This is a genomic window from Ruminococcus sp. OA3 (assembly GCF_022440845.1).
Taxonomy (GTDB): Bacteria; Bacillota; Clostridia; order Lachnospirales; family Lachnospiraceae; genus Ruminococcus_G.
This window is the reverse complement of sequence record NZ_JAKNTO010000001.1, coordinates 2,040,324-2,065,505: the sequence shown is the minus strand read 5'-3', so window position 1 is coordinate 2,065,505 and position 25,182 is coordinate 2,040,324. Positions and strand designations below refer to the sequence as shown.

Below are 25,182 nucleotides of genomic sequence, written 5' to 3'. Positions count from 1 at the left end.
ATCAGTCTCTCTTCCAGGATTGATTCTCGATATAAGCTTTTAACAGCTCCTCTACCAGTTCATCCCGTTCTACTTTCATAATCATGCTTCTTGCGCCCTTGTAACTCGTAATGTAAGTCGGATCGCCGGACATAATATAGCCCACAATCTGATTGACCGGGTTATATCCTTTTTCAGCCATCGCGTTATACACCAGATCAAGCACATCCTTCACCTGTATTTCTGGTTCTGTTTTCACTTTAAAATACTGTGTATTACTAATATTTGCCATATTTTCACGCCCTTAATTTTGATATCTATCTTATTTTAATACAAAATCTCCAAAAATACAATGAAGAATTTATGAAGATTTCTCATGACACAGAAACAGCCAGCAGTATCTCATCTTCCAGCAGCCTGCAGGCCCTTATCAAAACCAACGTGTTTCTCGGGTTTCCCGGAAGCCTGACTGCTGCTTTCAGGTATTGTGGTGTATAACCCACCCAGTAGTTTTCCCCATCGATCACAGCCTGTTCTTCTATCAGAATTTCCAGGGTCTGTCCCAGAAACTGCTCCATATAGGCTTTCTTTTTTTCTTTTCCCATCTGAATCATGATATTACTTCGCAGCGTTTTATCCGCGTCAGAAACCTGATGTTCCATATCCGCCGCCTTTGTGCCTTCCCGCCTGGAATATTTAAAAATATGAGTTTCATAAAATGAGATTTCCTCCACAAATTTCCGGGATTCTTCAAATTCTTCAGGCGTCTCGCCCGGAAATCCTACGATCACATCCGTCGTCAGCGCCGGTTGTTTAAAGTATCTGCGCAGTACGGCACATTTGGTCTGATACTCTTTGGCATCGTACCTTCTGTTCATCCTCTTTAAGGTCCTGTCGCACCCGCTCTGCAAAGACAGGTGGAAATGCGGGCAGATCTTTGGCATCGCAGAGAGTGCTTCTGCAAATTCTTCCGTGATGATTCCCGGCTCCAGCGATCCCAGCCGAATGCGTTCGATCCCGCTTTCCTGATGTACAGTCCGTATCAGATCAAGCAGATCGCCGTCCTGAAGGTCCGTGCCGTAAGAGCTCAGATGAATGCCGGTCAGCACGATCTCCCTGCAGCCGGCCGCAGACAGACGACGCACCTCTCGCAGAACATCTTCTTTATGCCGGCTTCTGACTCTGCCTCTCGCATACGGAATAATGCAGTACGTGCAGAATTGATTGCAGCCGTCCTGAACCTTGATATAGGCCCTCGTATGTTCTGTCATATGTGATACGTAAAGCTCCTCATATTCTTTTGTATGACTGATATCGATCACACTATTCCTGTTTTCCAGTTTTTTCTCATGTTCCTTTAGAATGTAAATCAGGTCTTTCTTCTTATTATTCCCAATTATAATATCAATCGACGCATCTTTTTCTAATTTTTCTTTTCCTGCCTGTACGTAACAGCCGGCCGCGACGACCAGCGCCCGGGGATTCATCTTTTTGGCCTTGTGAATCATCTGGCGGGATTTTCTGTCTGCGATATTCGTCACCGTACAGGTGTTGATGATATAGATATCTGCACCCGGCGCAAAATCTACAATTTCATACCCGTTCTCCTGCAGAAGCTGCTGCATGGCCTCCGTCTCATACGCATTCACTTTACATCCCAGGTTATGCAGTGCCGCTTTTTTACCCACGTTTTACCTCCGTTTTATGTGTTTGCCCTTGACTTTCCCATCCATAAAATGTAAGATGTTCATATCATCATTAATAAATTAAGGGAGGGAACATTATTATGAAAAAAGTTCAGATTTCTTTAAACTCCATCGATAAAGTAAAATCCTTTGTAAATGAAATCTCCAAATTTGATTTTGACTTCGATCTCGTCTCCGGAAGGTATGTTATCGACGCCAAATCCATCATGGGAATCTTCAGCCTGGATCTTGCAAAACCGATCAACCTGAACATCCACGCCGAAGGCGAAGCTCTGGAAGAAGTATTAAAGAGCCTGGAACCATATATTATCTAAGATTATCAAAGGCTTCGCATTTAAGCAAAGCCTTTTTTATTTTCTCAAATGCACGTCCTAGAAAACAGTGATCACTTCTGCGGTGCCAATCGCCGTCTCCAGCATTTCATCAATTTTTTCCTGCAGCTTCATCTCCGAACGTTTGATCACATTCAGATTCGGTTTTGTCACCGGATGTTTTGCCACAAAAATCGTACAGCAGTCTTCAAACGGCTGAATCGATGTTTCATACGTATCGATCTTCAGCGCCACATCCACAATTTCCTGTTTATCAAATCCGATCACCGGGCGGAACACCGGCATGGTGCATACCTCATTCGTCGCAGCAAGGCTCTGAATGGTCTGACTTGCGACCTGCCCGATACTCTCTCCCGTAATCAGACCCAGGCAGCCTGTCTCTCTCCCAATGCGTTCCGCGATCTTCATCATATAACGGCGCATGATAATCGTAAGCTCATCATGCGGACACTGGTCGTAGATGTAAAGCTGTATGTCTGTAAAATTGACAATATGCAGTTTGATGGGGCCGCTGTAGCGTGACACCAGCCGTGCAAGATCCACCACTTTCTGTTTTGCACGCTCACTCGTATATGGAGGGGCATGAAAATAAACAGCTTCAATCTGAACACCGCGCTTCGCTATCATATAACCTGCCACAGGGCTGTCAATCCCTCCGGAGAGCAGAAGCATCGCCTTTCCGTTTGTTCCCACCGGCATCCCTCCGGGACCGGGAATGATATCAGAATAAATATAGATTCGATTCCGTATCTCTACATTGAGCATGATATCCGGCTTGTGTACATCCACTTTCAGTTCCGGAAATGCATCCAGTAATCTTCCGCCAAGCTCACTGTTGGCTTCCATGGAACTCATGGGATATGATTTCCGGGCACGTCTGACGTTCACTTTAAATGTCATGTTTTTATCCGGATACTGGCTGTCCATATACGCAGTGACGTCCTGTGCCAGCTTTTCAAATCCCTCATCCTCCACGATGACGACCGGGCATATGCCGGAGATTCCGAACACCCGTTTCAACGCCTCCACCGCCTCGTCGAAATCAAATGCACTCCCGGCATTGACATAGATCCGGCCCTGCTCCCTCGTCACATCAAATTCTCCTTCAACAGGCTTTAACGCAAACCGAATCTGCCTTACCAGCGCATCTTCAAACAGATACCTGTTCTTTCCTTTGATCCCGATCTCGGCATATTTTATTAAAAATGCTGTAAACATATTATTTTCTCCTTCTAACGTCTCATATACCGCCGCAGCATTGGCAGCAGCCCTTCGAGAACTTCCAGTGTATAGGTGATCTCCTCCGGCGTCGTCTCCTCCGAAAAGCTGAACCGTACCGCAGACTCCATTTCCTTGGCATCGGCACCGATGGCCGACAGCGTCGGGCTTTTACTTTTCCTGTGCGTTGAACATGCAGATCCGGCCGATACAAAGATTCCCTTCTCTTCGAGCGAATGCAGCAGCACTTCACTGCGCACGCCCAGAAAAGAAGCGTTCACAATATGCGGAGCTCCGTCAGATGTCTCCATTCCGTGAATCACCACATCTTCCATGCTGTTCAGGCCACCTGCAAGCTGCTGTTTCAGACCGTACATATATTCCACATTTTTTTCCAGTCCATTGCAGCATATCTCAGCCGCACATCCAAGTCCGGCGATTCCCGGCACATTATCCGTCCCGGAACGCATCCCATTCTGCTGGCCGCCCCCGTGGATGACCGGAAGAAGTTTTACGTTATTTCTCACATACAGAAATCCGACCCCCTTTGGCCCGTGAATCTTATGGCCGCTGACAGACAGCAGGTCAATTCCCATGCGTTCCGGATAGATCCGGTATTTCCCATACGCCTGGATCGCATCCACATGATAAACGACCTCAGGGTGCTGCGCTTTCAAGAAGGCTCCTATGGCCTCCACCGGCTGTACGGAACCGATCTCATTATTGACATACATCGTCGACACAAGGATCGTATCCTCCCGAACCGTCTCCCTGAGATCATCCAGAGAAATACAGCCCTGACTGTCTGCCGGCAGCCTTGTCACCTCAAACCCCTGCTCCTTGAGAAATGATGCCGGAGCCGAGACCGCCGGATGCTCGATATCCGTTGTGATGATATGCCTGCCGCGTCTTTTATGGGCTTCTGCCGTTCCGATCAGAGCCCAGTTGTCCGATTCCGTCCCGCCCGATGTAAAGTAGATCTCCTTTTCAGACGCCTTTAAAGTCACTGCAATCCGGGACGCTGCCTCTTTTACGTAGCGCTCCGCCTCCACGCCTTTTAAATGCATGGAAGATGGATTTCCAAAATCCTCGTACATCGTGCGGCTGACCATCTCACACACTTCCCAGTAGCACCGCGTGGTCGCCGAATTATCCAAATAAGCTTCCATATTCTATCCTTAATCCTCCAATAAAAACATCAGGATTGACAGCGTCGTCATTCCTGCTGTCTCCGTTCTTAAAATTCTCTTTCCCAGCGTGATGAGTTCCATCCCGCTCCCACGCGCAAGCTCTGCTTCCTCCCCGGCAAATCCACCCTCAGGTCCGATAAAGACCGCGATAGACTGTCCTTTGCTGATACCTGTCAGCAGCTCTTTTGTTTCTTTCATGCCGCTGGCCATTTCGTAAGGCATTAGTCTGACGTCACAGTCTGCCGCATATTCCAGAGCCTTCTCAAAGGTCAGTACCGGTCTTACTTCCGGGACGATCATACGCCCCGCCTGCTTTGCGGCACTCTCTGAAATGCTGTTCCAGCGCTTTCTTCTGCTCTCCTCTTTCTTCTGATCCAGCCTGACCACGCAGCGCTTCATCGCCACGGGGATAATCTGATATACGCCCAGTTCAACAGCCTTCTGGACAATGGTATCCATCTTATCACTTTTGGGGAGTCCCTGGAAGAGGTAAATACGCGATCCAAGTTCCAGCTTTTCTTCCTGCATATACTGTACTTCAAGCAGCACTTCACCTTCAGAAAATCCCAGAATACCACAGTGATATTCCATCTTTCCTCCATCCGAGACGCATACCTCATCTCCCGGTTTCAGCCGCAGTACATTTCTGATATGGTTCACGTCTCCTCCTGTGATATGAACCCTGTTTTCCCTGATCTGATTTTCATCCACAAAAAAACGATACATATCCGCTCCTACCGTTTCCGCGCTGTCACTGACACCCATTCTCCCTGATACGTCACTTCCTCTACAGTAAGCCCCGCATGGGATATTGCGTCTCTGACAACCCCTTCCTTTTCAGCCAGAATCCCTGATGTAATATAAATGCCTCCCGGTTTCATCTGTTTCACGATAACGGGCGTCAGCATAACCAGAACATCCGCCAGGATATTGGCTACTACAATGTCATATTTCTCATATCCGACCGCATCCTGCGTCTCTTTATTGTCGATAAGATTTCCGATCATCATGGTGAATGCGTCTCTGTCAATGCCATTAGCCGCCTTGTTCTCCTCAACCGCCGGAACCGCACAGACATCCAGGTCAGTCCCTACCGCATGGTGTGCGCCCAGCTTCAGCGCAACGATGGACAGAATTCCGCTTCCTGTCCCCACATCCAGCAATTCTGTCGCCGGAGTCACATACTTTTTCAGCTGGCGGATGCAAAGCTGCGTCGTCTCATGCATACCGGTGCCGAACGCTGTTCCCGGGTCAATGTGAATAATCAGTTTTCCCTTATCCTCCTCTTTGACCTCTTCCCAGGACGGAATGATCAGGATATCATCCACATAGAACTGGCGGAAATATTCCTTCCAGTTATTGATCCAGTCCTTGTCCTCTGTCTGAGATTCCTGGATGGTTGCCTCTCCGATGTCGATAAACATCCGCAGCTCCTCGAGTGCCTCTCTGACATTTGCCAGAATGCTCTCCTTGTCTTCCTTCTCATCCAGATAAAAATTCAGATAGGCGATCCCGTCATCCGCAGGAAAATCCGGCAGGATATCCACAAACATCTGCTGCTTGTCCGCCTCCGTGAGCGGCTGCCGGTCCTCAATCTCCACCCCCTGTATCCCCGCCTCAGCCAGTGTGGAAATTACAATGTCTTCCGCTTCCGTTCTTGTCTTCAATGTAAATTTATTCCATTTCATATTCTCTTCTCCTTTTTCCATCGTCTGATAACCGCTCAGATAAAGCCGGCGGACAGTGTAACACTGAAAATTGAAAGCAGTGTGGTCAAAATGATGCCTCTCGCCAATAACTTTGTATCCGTATTATATTCCTGTGCCAGCATCAGCGGCATATTTGCAACCGGAAGCGCCAGACAGAACACGGTAATCCCCCGTATCATATCATTTGCAATCAGTGGTTTCAGTATCACAGCAACCGCGATCGGTACCAGAAAAAATCGTATAACGGTAAAGAGGTACAGCTTCTTATCCCCAAACACTTCCCACACTGACATATTCGCAATCGAACCTCCCAAAACCAGCATTGACAAAAATGTGGTACATCCCCCAATATAGGAGATACTGTCAGAGAGTACCTGATGCACCGGCGGTTCTATCACGAAAATGAGTATCGTCAGAACTCCGGATATCGTTCCCACATTTATCATGCGCTTCCACTGAAAGCCGCTCCCCTGAGCCTCCGACGTTATCACCTGAATCCCATGTGTATAGATCAGAATATTAAACATCAGGATAAATACCGACAGGTAAATGAGCGCGGAACTCCCCAGAACAGCCGAGACAAGTGGAATTCCAATAAAACCGATATTGCCGTAAACCGTCATCATACTGTAAAACTTCTGTTCTGATCCCGCAATACACAAAATACGCGGCAGAATCCATCCCATCACCAGAAGCACCACATACATGACCGCCGCAACCAGGGCAGCTGTCATCACATCTTTCGCTGTAGCCTCCGCATTGTCACCGAATGCACTTCCTATCATAATCGCAGGATTACATACATTGGTGATCAGTCCCGAGAGGTCTTTCGAAGCCATACGCGAAAAACGGCCGGAGCGGAACATAAAAAAACCGACCGTAATCAAAATAAACACAACCAGCATTTGCTGGAATACAATCCATGTACTCATAATAAGTTTTGCTCCTGTCACTTAACATATCATACACGAAAAGAAAAAAAACCGCAATACCGTATGAAACACAGATTTGTCCAAAACGGAATTGCAGTTTTTCAGTTGTTAATCAGTCCTCAAATGTCTCTTTCAGCTTATCCATGAAGCTTTTCTTCTTCTCTGTATTCTTGGAATGCACCGGAGCCGGAGAATTTCCACAGGCTGCATCAAACTGGCGCAATGCCTCCCTGGCTTCTTCGTTCAGCTTGGTCGGTACCTGCACGACCAGGGTCACATAATGATCCCCGCGAACACTCTTATTGCGCAGTGACGGAATACCTTTTCCTTTCAGCCGGATTTTCGTATCTGTCTGTGTTCCGGGCTTCACCGTATACATCACGTCGCCGTCCACTGTACTGATCTTCACATCCCCGCCCAGCGCTGCCTGTGCATATGTGATCGGCGCAGTCGAGAATATATTCATATCCTGCCGCTGGAAGATCGGATGACGAGCAACCTGAACCTCTACCAGCAGATCACCCCGCGGACCGCCATTTCTACCCGGTTCTCCTTTTTCACGGATACGAATGCTCTGACCGTCATCGATACCTGCCGGCACCGTAACTTTAATCTTCTTTCGGTTTGTGTTATATCCCGTTCCGCGGCAGGATGTACATTTCTCCTTGATCACCTTACCTGTTCCGTTACACTCCGGACATGTCTGTACATTTCTCACCATTCCAAACATGGACTGCTGCGTATATACAACCTGGCCTTCACCGTTACATTTCGGGCATGTCTGCGGTTCTGTACCTGGTTTCGCACCCGTACCGTGACATGTTTCACATTCATCTTTCAGGTTGATTTCCAGCTCTTTTTCACATCCAAACACTGCCTCCTGGAATGTGATATGGATAACGGCGCGCAGATTTGCCCCCTTCATAGGACCGTTGTTCGCTCTCCTCCTGGAACCGCCTCCAAACAGATCACCGAACAGGTCACCGAAAATATCTCCCATATCCTGACCACTGAAATCAAAGCCGCCGAATCCACCGAATCCACCGCCTCCTGCACCGCCCTCAAATGCCGCATGACCGAATTGATCATACTGCTTTCTCTTCTCGGGATCACTCAATACTCCATACGCTTCTGTCGCTTCCTTGAATTTCTTCTCTGCCGCCTCATCTCCCGGGTTCATATCCGGATGATACTGTTTTGCGAGTTTTCGATATGCTTTTTTTAAAGTGGCGTCATCCGCACCACGGTCTACGCCCAGAACCTCATAGTAATCTCTCTTTTCTGCCATGATGTTCACCTTTCATTTTACGATTTTTAAGTACGCGTAACTGCAACTCACGAATACCTGCTGTATCCGTGAGTCGCTTTCGTCACTTACGCTTTTATTTTACACTTCTTTGTAATCAGCATCAACAACATCATCCGAATCGTATCCGGCTTCGGAACCTGCACCGGCTCCGGCGCCTCCCATGTTCGGGTCTGCACCTGCAGCCCCCTGTGTCTGCTCATACATTTTTGCAAACAGCTTCTGTGCACTCTGCATCAGTTTTTCCTGTGCTGCCTTAATTTCTGCAACCTGTGCTTCCGTAGCCTCTTCCGGTGTGGATTTTGCAAGAATTTCCTTCAGTGCTGTCAGATCAGCTTCCACTGCTGTTTTATCATTTGCATCAATCTTATCGCCCGCTTCTTCCAGTGCCTTTTCAGTCTGGAATACAAACGCATCTGCATCATTGCGAGCATCGATTGCTTCTTTACGTTTCTTATCCTGAGCCTCGAATTCAGCTGCCTCCCTCACTGCCTTATCAATATCGTCATCAGACATGTTGGAGCCAGCAGTGATCGTAATATGCTGCTCTTTACCTGTTCCAAGATCTTTCGCTGACACATTTACGATACCGTTTGCATCGATGTCAAATGTAACTTCAATCTGCGGCACGCCTCTTCTTGCAGGCGGGATGCCATCCAGACGGAACTGTCCAAGGGACTTATTGTCTTTCGCAAACTGTCTTTCACCCTGAACGACATTGATGTCAACGGCTGTCTGGTTATCTGCTGCCGTAGAGAAGATCTGACTCTTTTTGGTTGGGATCGTTGTATTTCTTTCTATCAGTCTCGTTGCCACACCACCCATGGTCTCAATTGACAGGGAAAGTGGTGTTACATCCAGAAGGAGAATGTCGCCTGCTCCTGCATCACCTGCAAGTTTTCCACCCTGAACGGAAGCTCCCAGTGCAACACATTCATCCGGATTCAGAGTCTTGCTCGGCTCATGTCCTGTCAGCTGTTTTACTTTATCCTGAACAGCCGGGATACGTGTGGAACCGCCTACCAGAAGAACCTTGCCCAGTTCAGATGCCGAGATACCTGCATCTGAGAGCGCACGTTTTACCGGCTCTGCTGTTTTCTCTACCAGATCATGTGTCAGTTCATCGAATTTTGCCTTAGTCAGGTTCATATCAAAGTGTTTCGGACCATCTGCTGTTGCTGTGATGAACGGCAGGTTGATATTCGTTGTTGTTGCGGAAGACAGTTCTTTTTTTGCTTTCTCTGCCGCTTCTTTCAGTCTCTGCAGCGCCATCTTGTCGTTTGACAGATCTACGCCTTCCTGTTTTTTAAATTCTGCGAGCATATAATCTGTGATCTTTGCATCAAAGTCATCTCCGCCCAGCTTGTTGTTTCCGGCTGTAGAGAGAACCTCGATTACACCGTCACCGATCTCAATGATGGAAACATCGAATGTACCGCCGCCAAGGTCGTAAACCATGATCTTCTGCTCTTTTTCATTGTCCAGACCGTATGCCAGTGCTGCAGCTGTCGGCTCGTTGATAATACGTTTTACTTCGAGTCCGGCAATCTTTCCGGCATCTTTTGTTGCCTGACGCTGAGCATCGTTAAAGTAAGCCGGCACTGTGATAACTGCTTCTGCCACTTTTTCTCCAAGGTATGCTTCTGCGTCCGCTTTCAGTTTCTGCAGGATCATTGCAGAGATTTCCTGAGGAGAATATTTTTTGCCATCGATCGTAACCCGGTAGTCCGTACCCATATGTCTTTTAATGGATGAAATCGTTTTGTCTGCATTCGTTACAGCCTGACGTTTCGCCGGCTCACCAACCAGTCTCTCACCGGTCTTTGTAAATGCCACAACAGATGGTGTTGTTCTTGCGCCTTCTGTATTCGCGATGACGGTCGGCTGACCGCCTTCCATTACAGCTACACAGCTGTTTGTTGTTCCAAGGTCGATACCAATAATTTTACTCATAATAAATTACCTCCTGATTATGATTTCTATTTATAGTTTTTGTACTGCTTTCTAATCATCACTCAACTAAACTTTAAGGTTGTCAGTTTTCCCCAGCCCTATCTTCTTGACTTTCAGTCAAGAAGCATCCTTCGCTTTGCTCAGTCAGCTCACGCTTCGCCTGCGGCTCGCGTTCACTAAGTTGCTTTAAATCGGATTCATCACTCAACTAAATTCGCGCCTGCTGCGCTCATTAAGGTTCGGGATGGACCTCGCACTAAGCTCACTCTTCGCCTGCGGCTCGCGTTCACTAAGTTGCTTTAAATCGGATTCATCCCTCAACTAAATTCGCGCCTGCTGCGCTCATTAAGGTTCGGGATGGACCTCGCACTAAGCTCACGCTTCGCCTGAGGCTCGCGTTCACTAAGTTGCTTTCGGTCAGTTCGCTACTTTTACCATGCTGTGTCTGACAACGAAATCTTTATACAGATATCCCTTCTGGAATTCCTCCACGATAATATTCTCACCGGCTTCTTCGTCTTCCACATGCATTACTGCATTGTGCAGGTCCGGGTTAAATTCCTGCCCGACCGCCTCAATCACTTTAACACCCATCTCTTCCAGTGCAGTCATCAGCTGCCTGTATATCTTATCCATGCCGTCCACGAAGGGATCTTCCTTCTGGTCATCCGGCACACTTGAAAGGCCGCGTTCAAAATTATCCACGATCGGAAGGATCTTTTCTACGATCTCTTTTGCCCCGATCACATACATGCTCGCCTTTTCTTTTTCTGTGCGTTTCCGGTAATTATCGAATTCCGCCATCTGGCGCTTCAGCTGATCTGTCAGCTCCTCGATCTTTTCATCCTTTTTGTCTTTCTTATCTTTCTTTTTTCCGAAGCGTTTCTTCGTCTCAGCCTCCTGCGGTTCTTGTTCTGCAGTGGCTTGCGAATCAGTTTCTGCACTGTTCTCGTTTTCAGGAGCGCTCTCCGTTTCCTGTGGCTCCGCCGATACCGCCTCTTCTTCCTGTGTCTCAGCCGTTTCTGCTGTATCCACCGCTTCTTTTTTTATCTCTTCTGCCATTCTCATTCCACCCTTCTGACAGCCACCTTACCGGCTGCTACTCTTTCTTAAATATCGAATCCAGCTGCGCTTTCAGCGTTTTCAGATTGTCTACTACGTTTTCATAATCCATCCGCTTCGGACCGATAATACCTATCGTGCCCTTCATGCCTTCTCCCAATTCATACGTAGCTGTCACGACACTGCAGTCCTTCATCGTCTGAACGGGTGATTCGCTTCCTATATATACCTGAATTCCAGTATTCTCCGCATCCTCATCTCCTACTGTCTCTTTCAGCATTTCAACCAGCTGCTCCTTCTCCTCAAAAGCAGAGATCAGTTCACTGGCTTTGCTGCTGTCAGAAAGCTCCGGATATCTGAAGATATTGGTAGCTCCGCTGGTAAAAACCGGGAACTCTTCATCGGTACTGGAGATCGTTTCCTCAAGTCCATCCAGCACACCACTCACAACTGCACTGTGTATACCTGCCTGCTCTTTGAGCGCCTTGATCATGCCAAGACTGATCTCCTCGATCGTCAGACCATTAAGCTGTGTATTCAGCAGCAGATTCAGTTTAAGTATCGTCTCATCATCCATAGGCTCTTCCAGATTGATGATCTGATTTTTCACCATATTGCCTTCCACAACAATCACGGCCAGAATCTGATCTTCCCGCAGCTTAGAAAGCTGAATGAATTTCACCTTCGTCCTGTGATAGGACGGACCGGTTATCAGGGTCGCATAGTTTGTATTTGAAGCGAGCATCTTCACCACCTGCTTCAGTACTTTTTCCATGCGGTCTGTTTTCTCGATCATAAGTTCTTTAATTTCTGATACTTCCTGATCTTTTTCTTTCATCATTTCATCAACATAAAGACGATATCCCTTATCAGAAGGGATCCTGCCTGCTGATGTATGCGGCTGAACAATATATCCCAGATCTTCCAGGTCAGACATTTCATTTCGGATCGTCGCCGAGCTCAGATTTAAATCGGTATATTTTGAAATCGTCCGGGAGCCCACTGGTTCGCCTGTTTCCAGGTATGTCTGGATTATAGCTTTCAAAATCTTATGTTTTCGTTCATCTAAGCGTTCTTCCATACATAGCCCCTTTCCGATTTTTTGTTAGCACTCATTTAGGTGGAGTGCTAACATCTAACGCTAATATACACCCAGCCTCTATCTTTGTCAAGAGTCTGGGTGTACTTTTTTTGATTTTTTTCAGTTAATATCAACATTTCCTTTCTGCATAATCTGCAGCCGGAAAATGAAATCATTTTAGTTATTTCCTATTAATAATGCGAAACACAAGAACACTTAACACCTTCCACCATTCGGATACAGGATAACTTCCAGCGCACTGCCATCTTTCATCGCGTCATAACCAACCGCAAAATCTTCCAGCGTCAGCCGATGCGTGATCATTTTTTCCAGCTGCATAGGGTCATGTTCCAACAGCCTGATCGTATCATGCCACGAATAACTGCCGATATAACTACCGGTCACGGTAAGCTCTTTTCTGGTGATAACGCTCTGGCAGATCTCCTGAGTTCTGGCAAAATTCTGCCCAAACAGCAGAACTCTCCCCGAACTCCTGACCCAGTCAAGAGCATCTTTGATACAGATGCCCACCGCATCCACAACGATGTCCGCTCCCACTGCAGCGATCTGTGGAAGTTTCTCTGCTTCAGCCGGTGAAACAACAATATCCGCCCCTACTTCTTTTGCCATCCTCCTGCGGAATTCGCTTGGCTCAGCTGCAATAACAGTTCCGGCTCCATTTTTCTTCAGCAGCTGAATGAAATACAGGCCGATGGGGCCTGCCCCGACCACCACCACAGTCTCACCCGGTATCATTCTGAGTTTATCCATGGCTCCCATCACACAATTCAACGGTTCTGCAAAGATCGCGATATCAAGAGGCAGATCCGGGCTGATTGCATAAGCGGAAGTATCCGGGATTAGTGCATACTGGGCAAAGAATCCGTCGCCGTTTACCCCGAGACACCTCACATGTTCACACATGTTGGCATGACCGCTGCGGCAGTAATAACACTGCCCGCAGGGTATATTATTGTCGCACACAATCCTGTCTCCAACAGCGAATGCCGTCACCTCACTGCCCATCCCGACAATCGTTCCCACCATTTCATGTCCTATCGTTGTGCCGGGCTTTGCCGGGTATCCCGGCGGATCACTCAGAATATGCATATCCGATCCGCAGATACTGCAGGCCTCAACTTTCACCAGCAGTTCATTCGCCTTTTTTATTTCGGGAACGGGCTTTTCCACGACCGCATATTTTCCTGTTTCTTTAAATATAACAGCTTTCATCCTATTTCTCTCCTTGACACTGCACGTTTCCTCTGCGCACAGCCTTATTTGCCCGGACTGGGATCACGCATTTTCACTGCTGGCCTGGGCCAGACGGCGTTTTTTCTCACTCTGCTGTGTTCTGGTCACATCCACAAGCACTGCCAGTATAATAACGATGCCGAGCACTACTTTCTGAACATCCTGAGAAGCTCCCAGCAGGTTCAGCCCATTGTTGACAACCGCGATAATCAATGCACCTACCAGTGTTCCGCCGACAGTTCCCTTTCCGCCGCTGAACGAAGCACCTCCGATCACACAGGCTGCAACCGCATCCATCTCATAGCCCTCACCTGCAAGCGGATAAGTGGATCCAACACGCCCTACCAGCACAATCGCTGCCAGTCCGCACATCAGTCCGGAAAGCGCATAAGTGGTCGTCAGCGTAAAGTCAACTTTAATCCCCGCGAGACGTGCCGCTTCCAGGTTTCCGCCTACCGAATAGATCTGCCGCCCCATGGGTGTCTTATTTAAAAAGATGCTGACAATTACTACGACGACAATGACCAGCAGAAAGCATACCGGAATACGAAAAATCGATGCAGATCCAACCCAGAGCACTGGTTTTGCAAATCCTGACACCGGCTTGGACTGTGTGATGATAAGCGTCACTCCTCGCAGCACCTGCATCATACCGAGTGTTGATACAAAGGGATGCGGCAGATGTAATTTCGTGAATACAAGACCGTTGATCAGGCCGCAGAGTGTTCCCACCACGATCGGCAGGACGATCATTAAAAATGAATTTTCAATACCATTCAAATATAAGAACGTGATGATTCCCATTGAAAAACCGACGATCGAACCCTGCGACAGGTCAATTCCGCCTGTCAGCAGGACAAACAGCATACCGAACGCGACCAGTGAATTTACCGATGTCTGCCTCATGATATTGAGAATGTTGTTCATCGTCAGAAACTTACTGGTTACAACAGACAGTACGATGGACAGCAAGATGACTGCCAGAATCGGCCCCCAAAGCGTGGAATGTTTCTTTTGTTTTCTATTTTTCACAATACTCTTACTCATGATCAATCTTCCCTCCCCATGCGGCTTTCATAATATCTTCCTGATTAAAGTACGTTTCTTTCCGGTCAATCTCACCCATTACGCTTCCCGTTCTCATTACGATCACACGGTCGCACATGCCCAGTATCTCCGGCAGCTCCGAGGAAATCATGATCACACAGTTGCCTTCCGCGGCCAGCCGGTTCATCACATGGTACACCTCCAGTTTTGCCCCTACGTCAATTCCGCGGGTCGGTTCATCAAAGATAAAGATATTGGAGTCTGTGTTCAGCCATTTTCCGATGACTACCTTCTGCTGATTGCCTCCCGAGAGGTTGATGACCTGTGCTTCGATGGAAGGTGTTTTGATCTTCAGCGCATCCACTGTCGTCTCCGCCTGCTCCTTCACACCTCTGTCATTGATCAGCAGGCTCTTCGCAAACTTTTTCAGATTAACCAGTGAGAGGTTGCGGGCCACCGATTCTTCCAGCACCAGCCCCTGGCCTTTCCGGTCTTCCGATACATACGCCATCCCCAGTCTGATGGCATCGCGTGTACCGCGGATATGTACTTTTTTGCCGTTCACATAGATCTCTCCGCTGTCCGGCGGGTCAACCCCGAACACACAGCGAAACACTTCCGTTCTCCCCGCTCCGACTAAACCGGAAAATCCCAGAATCTCTCCTTTTTTAGCTGTAAAACTTATATTTTCAAAGGAACCGTAACGTGTCAGATTCCTGACCTCAAGAGCCACCTCCCCCGGATTCGAAGTCTTCTCCGGATACATATTGCTCATTGTCCTTCCGACCATGTGCATGATCAGGGTATCTTTTGTCATATCCGATATCGGTGCCGTAATGATATGCTCTGCATCCCGCATCACCGTCACCACATCACAGAGTTCAAACAGCTCCTCCAGTTTATGTGATACGAAAAGTATCGCGATTCCTTTTTTCTTCAGTACCCGGATCGTTTTGAAAAGTTCCTGCACCTCTTTCTCACCCAGGCTGGAGGTCGGTTCGTCCAGGATCAGCACCTGTGCGTCCAGCAGAATGGCCTTTCCGATCTCGATCATCTGCCGCTGTCCCATGCCCAGCTCTGCACAGATTGTCTCCGGATCCACATCCTGATTCATATCCTGCATGATCTCGCGCACTCTTTTGTCCATAAAGGCATAGTCCAGAAAGCGTTTTCCCTTTGTCACATAATTCCCCATGAACATGTTGTCTGTCACGGACAGTTCTGAGACAATATTTAATTCCTGGTACACACAGGAAATCCCTTTTGCTTTGGCTTCATTCGGATTCCCAAATTTCACAGCCTCGCCCCCGACGATGATTTCTCCGCCGTCAGGCTTATAGACACCGGTCAGTACTTTTATCAGAGTCGATTTTCCTGCCCCGTTTTCTCCAATCAGTCCATGTACTTCCCCTTTTTTCAGCTGAATGCTCATATTCTTAAGCGCTGTCACGCCGGGGAAAAATTTCTTGATATCTCTTAATTCAACAACAACATCACTCACTGCAGATTCCACCCTCTTTCACGGACTGTTTTGATTTCAACGGGAAGAGGAAGCGGTTCAGAACTATTTTCCATTCTTCTGCGCCTCCTCTTTCCCTTTTATCCAGCTTCCATCAACAGTCCTCTATTATGAATTATATATAATTTTCATCAGAAACCTTTAAAATCCTTATAGTTTTCTGTCGTGATAAGGTCTGTGCCAACGTCGATAAAGTGTTCTTTCGGCTCTTCCCCTTTCGTCAGGATATTCACTGCATTCTCTACCGCCTGATATCCACAGTCATACGGATGCATACCTACAGTCATAGACATCTTGCCTTCTGCTATTGCGTCCAGGGCAACCTGGAACCCGCCGTATCCCATTATCTTCACGTTGTCGATCATTCCTGCCTGCTCCAGTGCCGTGATTGCTCCAAGTCCCATATCATCGGACGGAACCAGAACACCCTTAATATCATCTCCCTTGGAAGTAATAAAGTCCTCCATAGCCGCAGTTGTTTTGGCTGCTGTCCAGTCTGTGTACTGTGTGCCCAGCACTTCCATGCCATTCGCTTCACACGCCTCTGTCATACCTTTCAGACGATTTTCCCCATTTGTATCACCCTGATTTCCAGCGATAATGATAACGCCGTCCCCTTTCTCAAGGTAATCCTGACAGAATTTCTCGGCGCCTTCATAGGATGCCGTGTATTCATCCAGACCAATGGAACAGTTTGTAACATCGTTCAGCCCGCCTACGGAATCCACATCGATCACCACAACGCCTTCATCTTTTGCATTCTGCAGAGCCTGTTTAACAACATCCGATGAAATCGGATCGATAATGATAACATCCGCATCAAGAGACATAAAATCTTCAATCGCCTGTACCTGAGACTCCGCATTTTCCTGTGAATCAGCGTATACTACGGTTGGATCCGGCAGTCCCAGATCTTTACATGCCTCTTTCACACCGATACTCTGCTGTTCCAGCCATGCATTCTGTCCTTTATTTGAGAAACAGACTACAATGTCTTCCGCTTTCTTCAGCTCCCCATCTCCTGCGCTTTCCGCAGAATCTGTTTCCGCATCGTCCTTACTTTCGACCGCCTCTGTGCCGGAGGTCTCTTTGCTTTCTGCCGTATCGCCGCCTCCGCAGCCAATCATCGAAACTACCATAACGATTCCAACCAACAGTCCCAACACTTTTTTCTTCATACTTTCCTTCCTTTCTTCTTGCTTGCTTTTTATCTTGCACCAGCCACAGTGGTCACACTGTATACTGAATACTTTCATTTTATTTTGCTTTACATTTCAATTTACATTATGAGTAGTAATTTCTTCTTTTGATTTAGACTCATTTTATAATTATTGGTTTATTATGTCAATAAACAGTCGTATCTCTGGTTATTATTTATTTATTCTGCCATATTTTTCATTGTGTTCTCGTGAACGCATAATTTTATTCTGTGTATTTTTACGTTCATTTGAATAGAAACGAAACCAAGGTTACATTTTTAATTGACATTTAATTTCTTTGTATATACAATCATTATAAGTGATCAATCGCTAATCCAGGCAGATCAAGGAGGATACTATATGAAAATCACCACCCAGGCTATAGCAGAACTCGCCGGTGTATCTCGCGCAACGGTAGATAAAGTCATACATAACCGCCCCGGCGTGAGCGATGCGGTCCGCGAAAAAATAAAAACGATTATTATTGAGACAAATTACCAGCCTGTACATCTCAGAAAATATATGCAGGAGGAAAAGAAGCAGGTACGCATAGCTGTCATCATACCAGAACTCGTAGATGTCTTTATGAATTCACTCAAAGCAGGAATGGACACCTGTTACCTGGAGTATAAGCCTTACGGACTTCAGGTGGATTATTATCAATGCGCCAACTATGAACCACAGCAGCTGATTGCTATCTTAAAACATTTAAAAGAGCAGCCTATAGATGGCATCGCCCTGCGAGGCATACGAAACAAGCACATTACAGATCTTATCTCAGATTTTGCTGACAGAAATATTCCAATTTTTACTTACGATGCGGATCTGCCCAATAGCCGGCGTGTCAGTTTTATCGGCGAAGATCTGTACCGCACCGGACAGATTTCAGCTTCTCTGCTGTGCAAATCGATCGGCTACGAGGGGGAAATCGCGCTTCTGACCGGTTCCATGAACGTAAACTCCTGTATTAAAAGAATTGAAGGATTTACCGAATATCTGAAAGAGCGCGCTCCTTCAGTCCGTATCGTAGCCGTTGAAGAGACATTAAGCCAGCAAGTAATCACCTATCAGAAGACCGCATCGATTTTGAAAGCCCATCCTGATCTGAAAGGAATGTGGAATTGTGTCAGCTTTTCCGAAGATATGGCACAGGCGGTCATTGACGCCGGAAAGCAGGGAAAAGTAAAACTGGTCTCCCTGATTTTCGCACCAAAAGTCATGCATTATGTAAGAGAAGGTGTGATCGATTATACCATCGGACTGACGCCCTATAAATTGGGGAAAATCGTCATCAAATCACTTTATGAATATCTGATTTCCAACATTGCGCCACCGCCTGTCAACATCAGAACACCGATTTACATCGGAACCGATGCAAACATCGATATGTTTGAAGACGAACATATGAAAGAATTTTAGACACAAAAAAGCAGCAGACTTCTCTATTATTATTTAAAGAGAAATCTGCTGTTCTTTTATACCAGACGCTGCCGCCGCTATATCACGTTCTGCTGGCAGTCAATCATACGCCCCAGTTCATCAGGATCTCTGCTGATCAGCTCATGCGTCAGATACTCCGGCGCAATGTACTGAATAAGCTCATGCACTCCGGAATCAGAAAATGCCTGATGCTGATCCATCTGAAAAATATGAGAAAACACCTGACACCAGCGATCCCAGTATTTTTCCGCCAGAACAGGTTCTTTTCCCAGCACGCCTTCCACGTATTCACCCGAGAGTGAAGCGTTAAGATGCACTCCGCGGATGCAGGGCAGAAACTCTTCCTGCATCTTCAGAATCTGATAAATATACTGCACGGCCTGCTCCTGTGTGCGAAGAGCTGTATTACAGTTCATCAGATGCCCGGTGTCCAGCATCAGACCTTTTCTTTCATATCTGACGCCATCAAGCAGTCTCTTTACCATTTCCGGACGCTGATAGTTGAGCCCGGGCCACCAGAGATTTTCCATCAGGAATTCAAAGGATGCTTTTCTTCCTTCCATCAACATATTGATCAGTTCGCAGGAAGCATCGATAACTTCTTCATCAATATAGGCAAACCTTCGGTGATATGACTGAGGAATCGTAATTTCCGACACATGAAACACCACATATTTCGCCCCCAGCTCCTGCGCGATATTCAGCTCCCTGTCCAGTTTTTGAACCATGGCCTCCCGTGATGTTCCGCCGTAATACTCCTCCACGGTCTTCATGTCTCCGAATTCTTCCAACAATCCACTTTCATTTCCAAGCCACAGATCCATCCAGTTATTCCAGAAAGATAAATGAATTCCCTTCACCAGATTTTTGTCCATCCAGGTTTCCCGGGGATCCTGATACATTTGAAGTTCAATCCCAGAACAGCCATGTGCCAGTGCGAACCGACTCATATCCTCTGCTCCCCCAAACCGTTCAAGTTCATCATCGATGTTGGTAAAATTAAATATGTGTATCATAGGCTTCCTTTCGCTCATAAACACAAAAAGCGACCGCTATGACTTTTGAAAAATCACAGGCGGCCGCCTTTTTATTGTTTTACACTATTACTTCTCAGTTCCGTACAGAGTCGTCAGCTTCTTAAGATAATCATATCTCTCTTTCGCTTCTTCCTCAGATTTTGCAAACAGTTTTGCTGCTTTTTCAGGATTTGCACGCTTCAGTGAATTGTAACGTACCTCTCCGTCCAGGAAGTCCTGGTAGCTTTCTGTCGGCTCTTTGGAATCCAGGATAAATGCATCTTTCCCCTCTGCCTTAAGCGCCGGGTTAAAACGGAAGTTATGCCAGTAACCGGACTTAACTGCCAGCTCTTCTTCTGTCTGGGCTTTGCTCATACCCTTCTTGATACCATGGTTGATACATGGAGCATAAGCGATGATCAGGGATGGTCCCGGATATGCTTCAGCTTCTGCGATCGCCTTAACAGTCTGATTAAAGTCTGCTCCCATGGAGATCTGAGCAACATATACATAGCCATAGCTCATTGCGATGCTGGCCATATCTTTTTTCTTCACATCTTTACCACCGGCAGCAAACTGTGCGATCGCACCTGTCGGAGTGGATTTGGATGCCTGTCCGCCGGTATTTGAATATACCTCAGTGTCAAATACCATGACGTTGATATCTTTGCCGCTTGCCAGAACGTGATCAACGCCGCCAAATCCGATATCATAAGCCCATCCGTCACCGCCGAAAATCCACTGGGACTTCTTAGCCATAAAGTCTTTTTTCTTCAGCAGTTCTTTTGAGGTATCACATCCGCATGCTTCCAGAGCAGCAATCAGTTTATCTGTGGCTGCTCCGTTGGTTGCCCCACAGCTGTATGTCTCCAGCCATTCTTTGCCGGCTGCTTTCACATCTTCGTTCTGTCCATTCTCAACGACCTCTTCGATCTTCGCCTTAATTCCTTCGCGGATCGCATTCTGAGCCAGCAGCATACCGTATCCAAACTCAGCATTATCTTCAAACAGAGAGTTTGACCATGCCGGACCTTTTCCTGCCGCATTTACCGTATATGGTGTGGACGGTGAGGAGTTACCCCAGATCGAAGAACATCCGGTTGCGTTTGCTATATACATTCTGTCACCAAACAGCTGCGTGATCAGTTTTGCATATGGTGTCTCACCGCATCCTGCGCATGCTCCGGAGAACTCAAGCAGAGGAGTCTTAAACTGACTTCCCTTAACAGTAGCTTCTTTAAATTTGGCAATCACATCTTCTTTTTCCGGAAGTGTTACTGTGTAATCGAAGTATTTCTGTACTCCGGCATTTGCCTCCATGTTTTCCATGGCAAGTGCTTTCGCACCTTTTTTGCCCGGGCATACATTTACACAGGATCCACATCCCGTACAGTCCAGGGCAGAGACAGACATCGTAAAGCTGTATCCGTCCATACCGGTAAGCGGCAGTGTCTGGAGCCCTTCCGGAGCGTTTGCAACCTCATCCGCTGTCATAGCTGCCGGACGGATAACTGCGTGCGGACATACATAAGCACAGCGGTTACACTGAATACAGTTTTCCGGATTCCACATTGGGATATCAACTGCGATACCACGTTTTTCATATGCGGATGACCCTGAAGGGGTTGTACCGTCTACATAGTCTTTAAATGCAGATACAGGCAGGGAATTACCTTCCTGAGCGTTTACTTTCGCCTGGATATTGTTAACAAAATCAACAACATCTTTTCTTCCGCCTTCTGCATGTGTCATGGCAAGTCCTTCGTCTGCCGCATTCTTCCAGCTTTCCGGAACCTGAATCTCTACCACCTGTTTCGCACCGGCGTCGATCGCATCGTAATTCATCTGTACAATCGCATCACCTTTTCTTCCGTAAGTGGCTTTTGCAGCTGCTTTCATCAGGCTGATCGCCTCTTCTTCCGGAATGATATTCGCAAGTTTGAAGAATGCTGACTGAAGTACCGTATTGATACGTCCGCCAAGTCCGATCTCTTTACCGATCTTGATACCATCGATCACATAGAACTTGATATTATGGTTTGCCATGTAACTCTTAACCTGTCCCGGCAGATGTTTCTCAATTCCTTCCATATCCCATGGGCAGTTCAGAAGGAAAGTACCTCCGTCAACCAGTTCCTGAACCATATTGTATTTATCAATATAGGACGGATTGTGACATGCAACAAAGTTTGCCTGTCTGATCAGGTATGTAGATTTGATCGCCTTTTTACCAAAACGAAGGTGAGACATCGTAACACCGCCGGATTTCTTTGAATCATAGTCAAAGTATGCCTGTGCGTACATATCTGTGTTATCACCAATGATCTTGATCGAGTTTTTATTGGCACCTACGGTACCGTCTGCACCGAGTCCCCAGAACTTACAGTTGATCGTCCCTTCCGGAGTGGTGACAAGCGGAGCTCCCAGTTTCAGTGACAGGTTTGTCACATCATCTTCGATACCGATTGTAAACATTTTCTTTTCAGTATTCTCAAATACTGCAACGATCTGTGCAGGAGTTGTATCTTTGGAACCAAGCCCATAACGACCGGACAGTACCGGAACCGCATCAAATTTGGATCCTTTCAGTGCTGCCACAACATCCAGATACAGTGGCTCGCCAAGTGCACCCGGCTCTTTTGTTCTGTCAAGAACTGAAATCTGTTTTACAGAATCCGGAATGGCATCGATCAGTGCCTGTGCGCTGAATGGTCTGTAAAGACGTACTTTTACGACACCGACTTTTTTGCCTGCTGCCAGCATATAGTCAATCGTCTCTTCGATTGTATCGCAGGCAGAACCCATAGCAATAATTACGTGTTCAGCATCAGCTGCACCGTAGTAATTGAACAGTTTATAATCTGTACCAATCTTTTCATTTACTTTATCCATGTACTCCTGTACGATCGCCGGAAGCGCATCGTAATACGAGTTACATGCTTCTCTTGCCTGGAAGAAAATGTCAGGATTCTGTGCAGAACCTCTCTGACATGGGTGATTAGGATTCAGTGCATTCATGCGGAATGCATCGATTGCATCCATATCCACCATATCCTTCAGGTCTTCATAATCCCATGTTTCAATTTTCTGAATCTCGTGAGATGTACGGAAACCGTCGAAGAAGTTGATAAACGGAACTTTCCCCTTCAATGCTGCACAGTGTGCAACCGGAGTCAGGTCCATGACTTCCTGTACGCTGGATTCACAAAGCATTGCACAGCCTGTCTGACGACATGCGTATACATCGGAATGATCTCCGAAAATAGACAGTGCATGGCTTGCAAGTGCACGCGCGGATACGTTGAACACGCCTGGAAGCTGCTCGCCGGCAATTTTATAAAGGTTCGGTATCATCAGAAGTAATCCCTGAGATGCCGTATATGTAGTCGTGAGGGCACCTGCTGACAGAGAGCCGTGTACTGCACCTGCAGCACCCGCTTCAGACTGCATTTCTGTAACCTGTACTTCCTGTCCGAAAATGTTCTTTCTTCCCTGGGTTGCCCATTCGTCTGTCGCTTCAGCCATAACAGATGATGGTGTGATCGGGTAAATCGCTGCCACATCAGAGTACGCATAGGATGCATGAGCGGCTGCATGATTACCATCCATGGTTTTCATCTTTCTTGCCATTGCTTATATTTCCTCCTTATTTGGTATGAACAGACTGTAATTGCCTGTCATAGTCACTTTGTGCTTTATTATACCACCAAATATTCGCAATGTCCATTTGCTTGGGCAATTTATTCGTCATGTTTCCTGAAAAAAACAAACCTCACTCCTTATTCTTATTCAATATGCCTTTCCCCCGCATACGATCCCAAAAGCCCGCTTTATACAGCCTTTTTCTCAGCAGTCCTGCCGCCAGATGCGCTCCCGCCACTGACAGCATGTCTTTGATCAGATACGGAGCACTGACCAGTAAAAAAGATTCCGTTATCCTCTGCTTCATAAGAAAAGAAAACCATAACACACCTAAAAAATGGCAAACGGCAAGTCCCGCTATTCCAATCCCCATGCCGGCAGCCTTCCGCCTGATCAGAGATGCAGCTCCGCAGAGAACCGCCAGACCGAGAAAACCGATAATGAACCCTCCGGTAGGTCCCAGCAGTACACCAAATCCGCCCTTCATCCCGGAAAACACGGGTACTCCGGTAAGGCCCAGGATTATGTAGAGCAGTATGACCATAAAGCCACGCTTTGTTCCCAGAACGTACCCGGATAGCGCAACCACAAATGTCTGAAGTGTAAACGGTACACCCGACGGCGCGGGTATCTGCAGCACAGACAGCACCGCAAGGATTGCCGTAAACATCCCGACCATTACCATATCTCCAGTTGTAAATATCTTTTTTTCCATTGATTGTAAACTCCTTTTCATTTGTTAACCATTTTATACTATCAGTTTACAATCTTTTTGTCAACCCTCCAAACGCGTAGGTTTACAATCTGTTCAACTCTTTTTTAAAGGTGCGGATATACTGTTTCACAGCGTCAATATCATATTGGCTGTCTTCCAGCAGCCTGATAAAATGTGAACCGACGATAGCTCCATCGATCGTATCCGAAACCATTTTCACATCAGACGCTTCCCGAATACCAAATCCCATCATCACCGGAATACTGGATACGCGTTTTACTTCTTTTAAGTATTCTGCAACTTTTGAATAAAATGCCGCTTCCTGACCCGTCACTCCCATTGAGGAAACACAGTACACAAATCCCCGTGCCTCTTCCAGGATCATGGGGATCCTCTGTCCGGAAAGCGGTGACACGAGCTGTATGATCACAGGAGCTCCTTCCACCTCCATCAGTGCACATTTCAGCGGTCCCTGTTCCTCATACGGCAAATCCGGGATGATCAGACCGTCGACTCCGATTTCGGCACATCGCGCGGCAAAATTTTCCAGCCCATAATACAGGATGGTATTATAATACATCATAAATACGATCGGCACACGCAGACCTTCCCCACGCGCCTCACCGACGGCCTGAAATACGGATGTCAGATTCGTTCCATTTAGAATAGATCTGTACGAGGCCTCCTGAATCACAGGACCGTCCGCGACAGGATCGGAAAATGGAATACCCAGTTCGATAATATCAATGCCTGCTTCTTCCTGCGCCCGCATAATGTCCTTCATCCCCTGCATATCCGGGAGGCCTGCCGTCATATATGTGATAAACGCTTTCTCACCTTTTTCGTTCAGTTTCTGTAAATGATTTTCTATTCTGTTCATCG

Annotated in this window: 21 protein-coding genes; 2 read left to right on the top strand and 19 right to left on the bottom strand. The window is 47.0% G+C overall.

Annotation, left to right across the window (positions count from 1 at the left end):
- Nucleotide 1 precedes the first annotated feature (1 nt).
- Together MCG98_RS09340 and mtaB are read right to left on the bottom strand one after the other, a co-directional pair.
- Nucleotides 2-271 (bottom strand): IreB family regulatory phosphoprotein, encoded by a 270-nt coding sequence (locus tag MCG98_RS09340; protein ID WP_028527350.1) that lies wholly within the window; start codon nt 269-271, stop codon nt 2-4.
- An 82-nt stretch (nt 272-353) separates the two neighbouring features.
- Complete coding sequence (mtaB, locus tag MCG98_RS09335) at nt 354-1,667, bottom strand: tRNA (N(6)-L-threonylcarbamoyladenosine(37)-C(2))-methylthiotransferase MtaB (protein ID WP_345891637.1); 1,314 nt, start codon at nt 1,665-1,667, stop codon at nt 354-356.
- A gap of 98 nt (nt 1,668-1,765) precedes the next feature.
- Here mtaB and MCG98_RS09330 point away from each other — a divergent pair, with 98 nt between their 5' ends.
- The gene (locus tag MCG98_RS09330) at nt 1,766-1,999 is read left to right on the top strand and encodes an HPr family phosphocarrier protein (RefSeq protein WP_240301731.1); all 234 of its coding nucleotides are present in this window, start codon (nt 1,766-1,768) and stop codon (nt 1,997-1,999) included.
- 57 nt (nt 2,000-2,056) lie between these two features.
- On the opposite strand, the gene thiI is transcribed toward MCG98_RS09330, so the two are convergent.
- The 13 genes from thiI to MCG98_RS09265 form a co-directional block, all read right to left on the bottom strand.
- Nucleotides 2,057-3,235, bottom strand: coding sequence for a tRNA uracil 4-sulfurtransferase ThiI (gene thiI / locus MCG98_RS09325; RefSeq protein WP_240301730.1), 1,179 nt, complete (start codon nt 3,233-3,235; stop codon nt 2,057-2,059).
- A 14-nt stretch (nt 3,236-3,249) separates the two neighbouring features.
- On the bottom strand, nt 3,250-4,404 hold the full coding sequence (locus MCG98_RS09320) for a cysteine desulfurase family protein (protein ID WP_240301729.1): 1,155 nt from the start codon (nt 4,402-4,404) through the stop codon (nt 3,250-3,252).
- Nucleotides 4,405-4,413: 9 nt separating this feature from the next.
- Nucleotides 4,414-5,151 (bottom strand): 16S rRNA (uracil(1498)-N(3))-methyltransferase, encoded by a 738-nt coding sequence (locus MCG98_RS09315; RefSeq protein ID WP_240301728.1) that lies wholly within the window; start codon nt 5,149-5,151, stop codon nt 4,414-4,416.
- An 8-nt stretch (nt 5,152-5,159) separates the two neighbouring features.
- Nucleotides 5,160-6,113, bottom strand: coding sequence for a 50S ribosomal protein L11 methyltransferase (gene prmA, locus MCG98_RS09310; RefSeq protein WP_240301727.1), 954 nt, complete (start codon nt 6,111-6,113; stop codon nt 5,160-5,162).
- A gap of 35 nt (nt 6,114-6,148) precedes the next feature.
- Entirely contained in the window at nt 6,149-7,066 is a 918-nt protein-coding gene (locus tag MCG98_RS09305) for an AEC family transporter (protein ID WP_240301726.1), read from the bottom strand.
- 112 nt (nt 7,067-7,178) lie between these two features.
- Nucleotides 7,179-8,354, bottom strand: a complete 1,176-nt coding sequence (dnaJ, locus tag MCG98_RS09300) for a molecular chaperone DnaJ (protein WP_240301725.1) — start codon at nt 8,352-8,354, stop codon at nt 7,179-7,181.
- A 99-nt stretch (nt 8,355-8,453) separates the two neighbouring features.
- Complete coding sequence (gene dnaK / locus MCG98_RS09295; RefSeq protein WP_240301724.1) at nt 8,454-10,325, bottom strand: molecular chaperone DnaK; 1,872 nt, start codon at nt 10,323-10,325, stop codon at nt 8,454-8,456.
- 417 nt (nt 10,326-10,742) lie between these two features.
- A complete protein-coding gene (grpE, locus tag MCG98_RS09290) occupies nt 10,743-11,387 on the bottom strand; it encodes a nucleotide exchange factor GrpE (RefSeq protein WP_240301723.1) in 645 nt (214 codons plus the stop codon).
- Nucleotides 11,388-11,424: 37 nt separating this feature from the next.
- Nucleotides 11,425-12,468: a heat-inducible transcriptional repressor HrcA gene (gene hrcA, locus MCG98_RS09285; protein WP_240301722.1), complete on the bottom strand. Its 1,044-nt coding sequence runs from the start codon at nt 12,466-12,468 to the stop codon at nt 11,425-11,427.
- 216 nt (nt 12,469-12,684) lie between these two features.
- Nucleotides 12,685-13,701 (bottom strand): alcohol dehydrogenase catalytic domain-containing protein, encoded by a 1,017-nt coding sequence (locus MCG98_RS09280; protein ID WP_240301721.1) that lies wholly within the window; start codon nt 13,699-13,701, stop codon nt 12,685-12,687.
- A gap of 63 nt (nt 13,702-13,764) precedes the next feature.
- Nucleotides 13,765-14,769 carry an ABC transporter permease gene (locus MCG98_RS09275; protein WP_240301720.1) on the bottom strand — a complete coding sequence of 335 codons (1,005 nt, stop codon included), beginning with the start codon at nt 14,767-14,769 and terminating at the stop codon, nt 13,765-13,767.
- On the bottom strand, nt 14,762-16,270 hold the full coding sequence (locus MCG98_RS09270) for a sugar ABC transporter ATP-binding protein (RefSeq protein WP_240301719.1): 1,509 nt from the start codon (nt 16,268-16,270) through the stop codon (nt 14,762-14,764). Before MCG98_RS09270 ends, MCG98_RS09275 begins: the two co-directional genes overlap by 8 nt.
- A 149-nt stretch (nt 16,271-16,419) precedes the next feature.
- The gene (locus MCG98_RS09265) at nt 16,420-17,466 is read right to left on the bottom strand and encodes a sugar ABC transporter substrate-binding protein (RefSeq protein ID WP_240301718.1); all 1,047 of its coding nucleotides are present in this window, start codon (nt 17,464-17,466) and stop codon (nt 16,420-16,422) included.
- Nucleotides 17,467-17,847: 381 nt separating this feature from the next.
- Here MCG98_RS09265 and MCG98_RS09260 point away from each other — a divergent pair, with 381 nt between their 5' ends.
- On the top strand, nt 17,848-18,906 hold the full coding sequence (locus MCG98_RS09260; RefSeq protein ID WP_240301717.1) for a LacI family DNA-binding transcriptional regulator: 1,059 nt from the start codon (nt 17,848-17,850) through the stop codon (nt 18,904-18,906).
- Between the two features lie 77 nt (nt 18,907-18,983).
- Here the strand turns inward: MCG98_RS09260 and MCG98_RS09255 are convergent, their stop codons facing one another.
- The 4 genes from MCG98_RS09255 to trpA all read right to left on the bottom strand — a co-directional run bounded on the left by MCG98_RS09255 (nt 18,984) and on the right by trpA (nt 25,180).
- Nucleotides 18,984-19,943 carry a TIM barrel protein gene (locus MCG98_RS09255; protein ID WP_240301716.1) on the bottom strand — a complete coding sequence of 320 codons (960 nt, stop codon included), beginning with the start codon at nt 19,941-19,943 and terminating at the stop codon, nt 18,984-18,986.
- Nucleotides 19,944-20,030: 87 nt separating this feature from the next.
- Nucleotides 20,031-23,573 (bottom strand): pyruvate:ferredoxin (flavodoxin) oxidoreductase, encoded by a 3,543-nt coding sequence (gene nifJ, locus MCG98_RS09250; protein WP_240301715.1) that lies wholly within the window; start codon nt 23,571-23,573, stop codon nt 20,031-20,033.
- 142 nt (nt 23,574-23,715) lie between these two features.
- Nucleotides 23,716-24,300 (bottom strand): biotin transporter BioY, encoded by a 585-nt coding sequence (locus MCG98_RS09245; RefSeq protein ID WP_240301714.1) that lies wholly within the window; start codon nt 24,298-24,300, stop codon nt 23,716-23,718.
- 82 nt (nt 24,301-24,382) lie between these two features.
- A complete protein-coding gene (gene trpA, locus MCG98_RS09240) occupies nt 24,383-25,180 on the bottom strand; it encodes a tryptophan synthase subunit alpha (protein WP_240301713.1) in 798 nt (265 codons plus the stop codon).
- Nucleotides 25,181-25,182 lie beyond the last annotated feature (2 nt).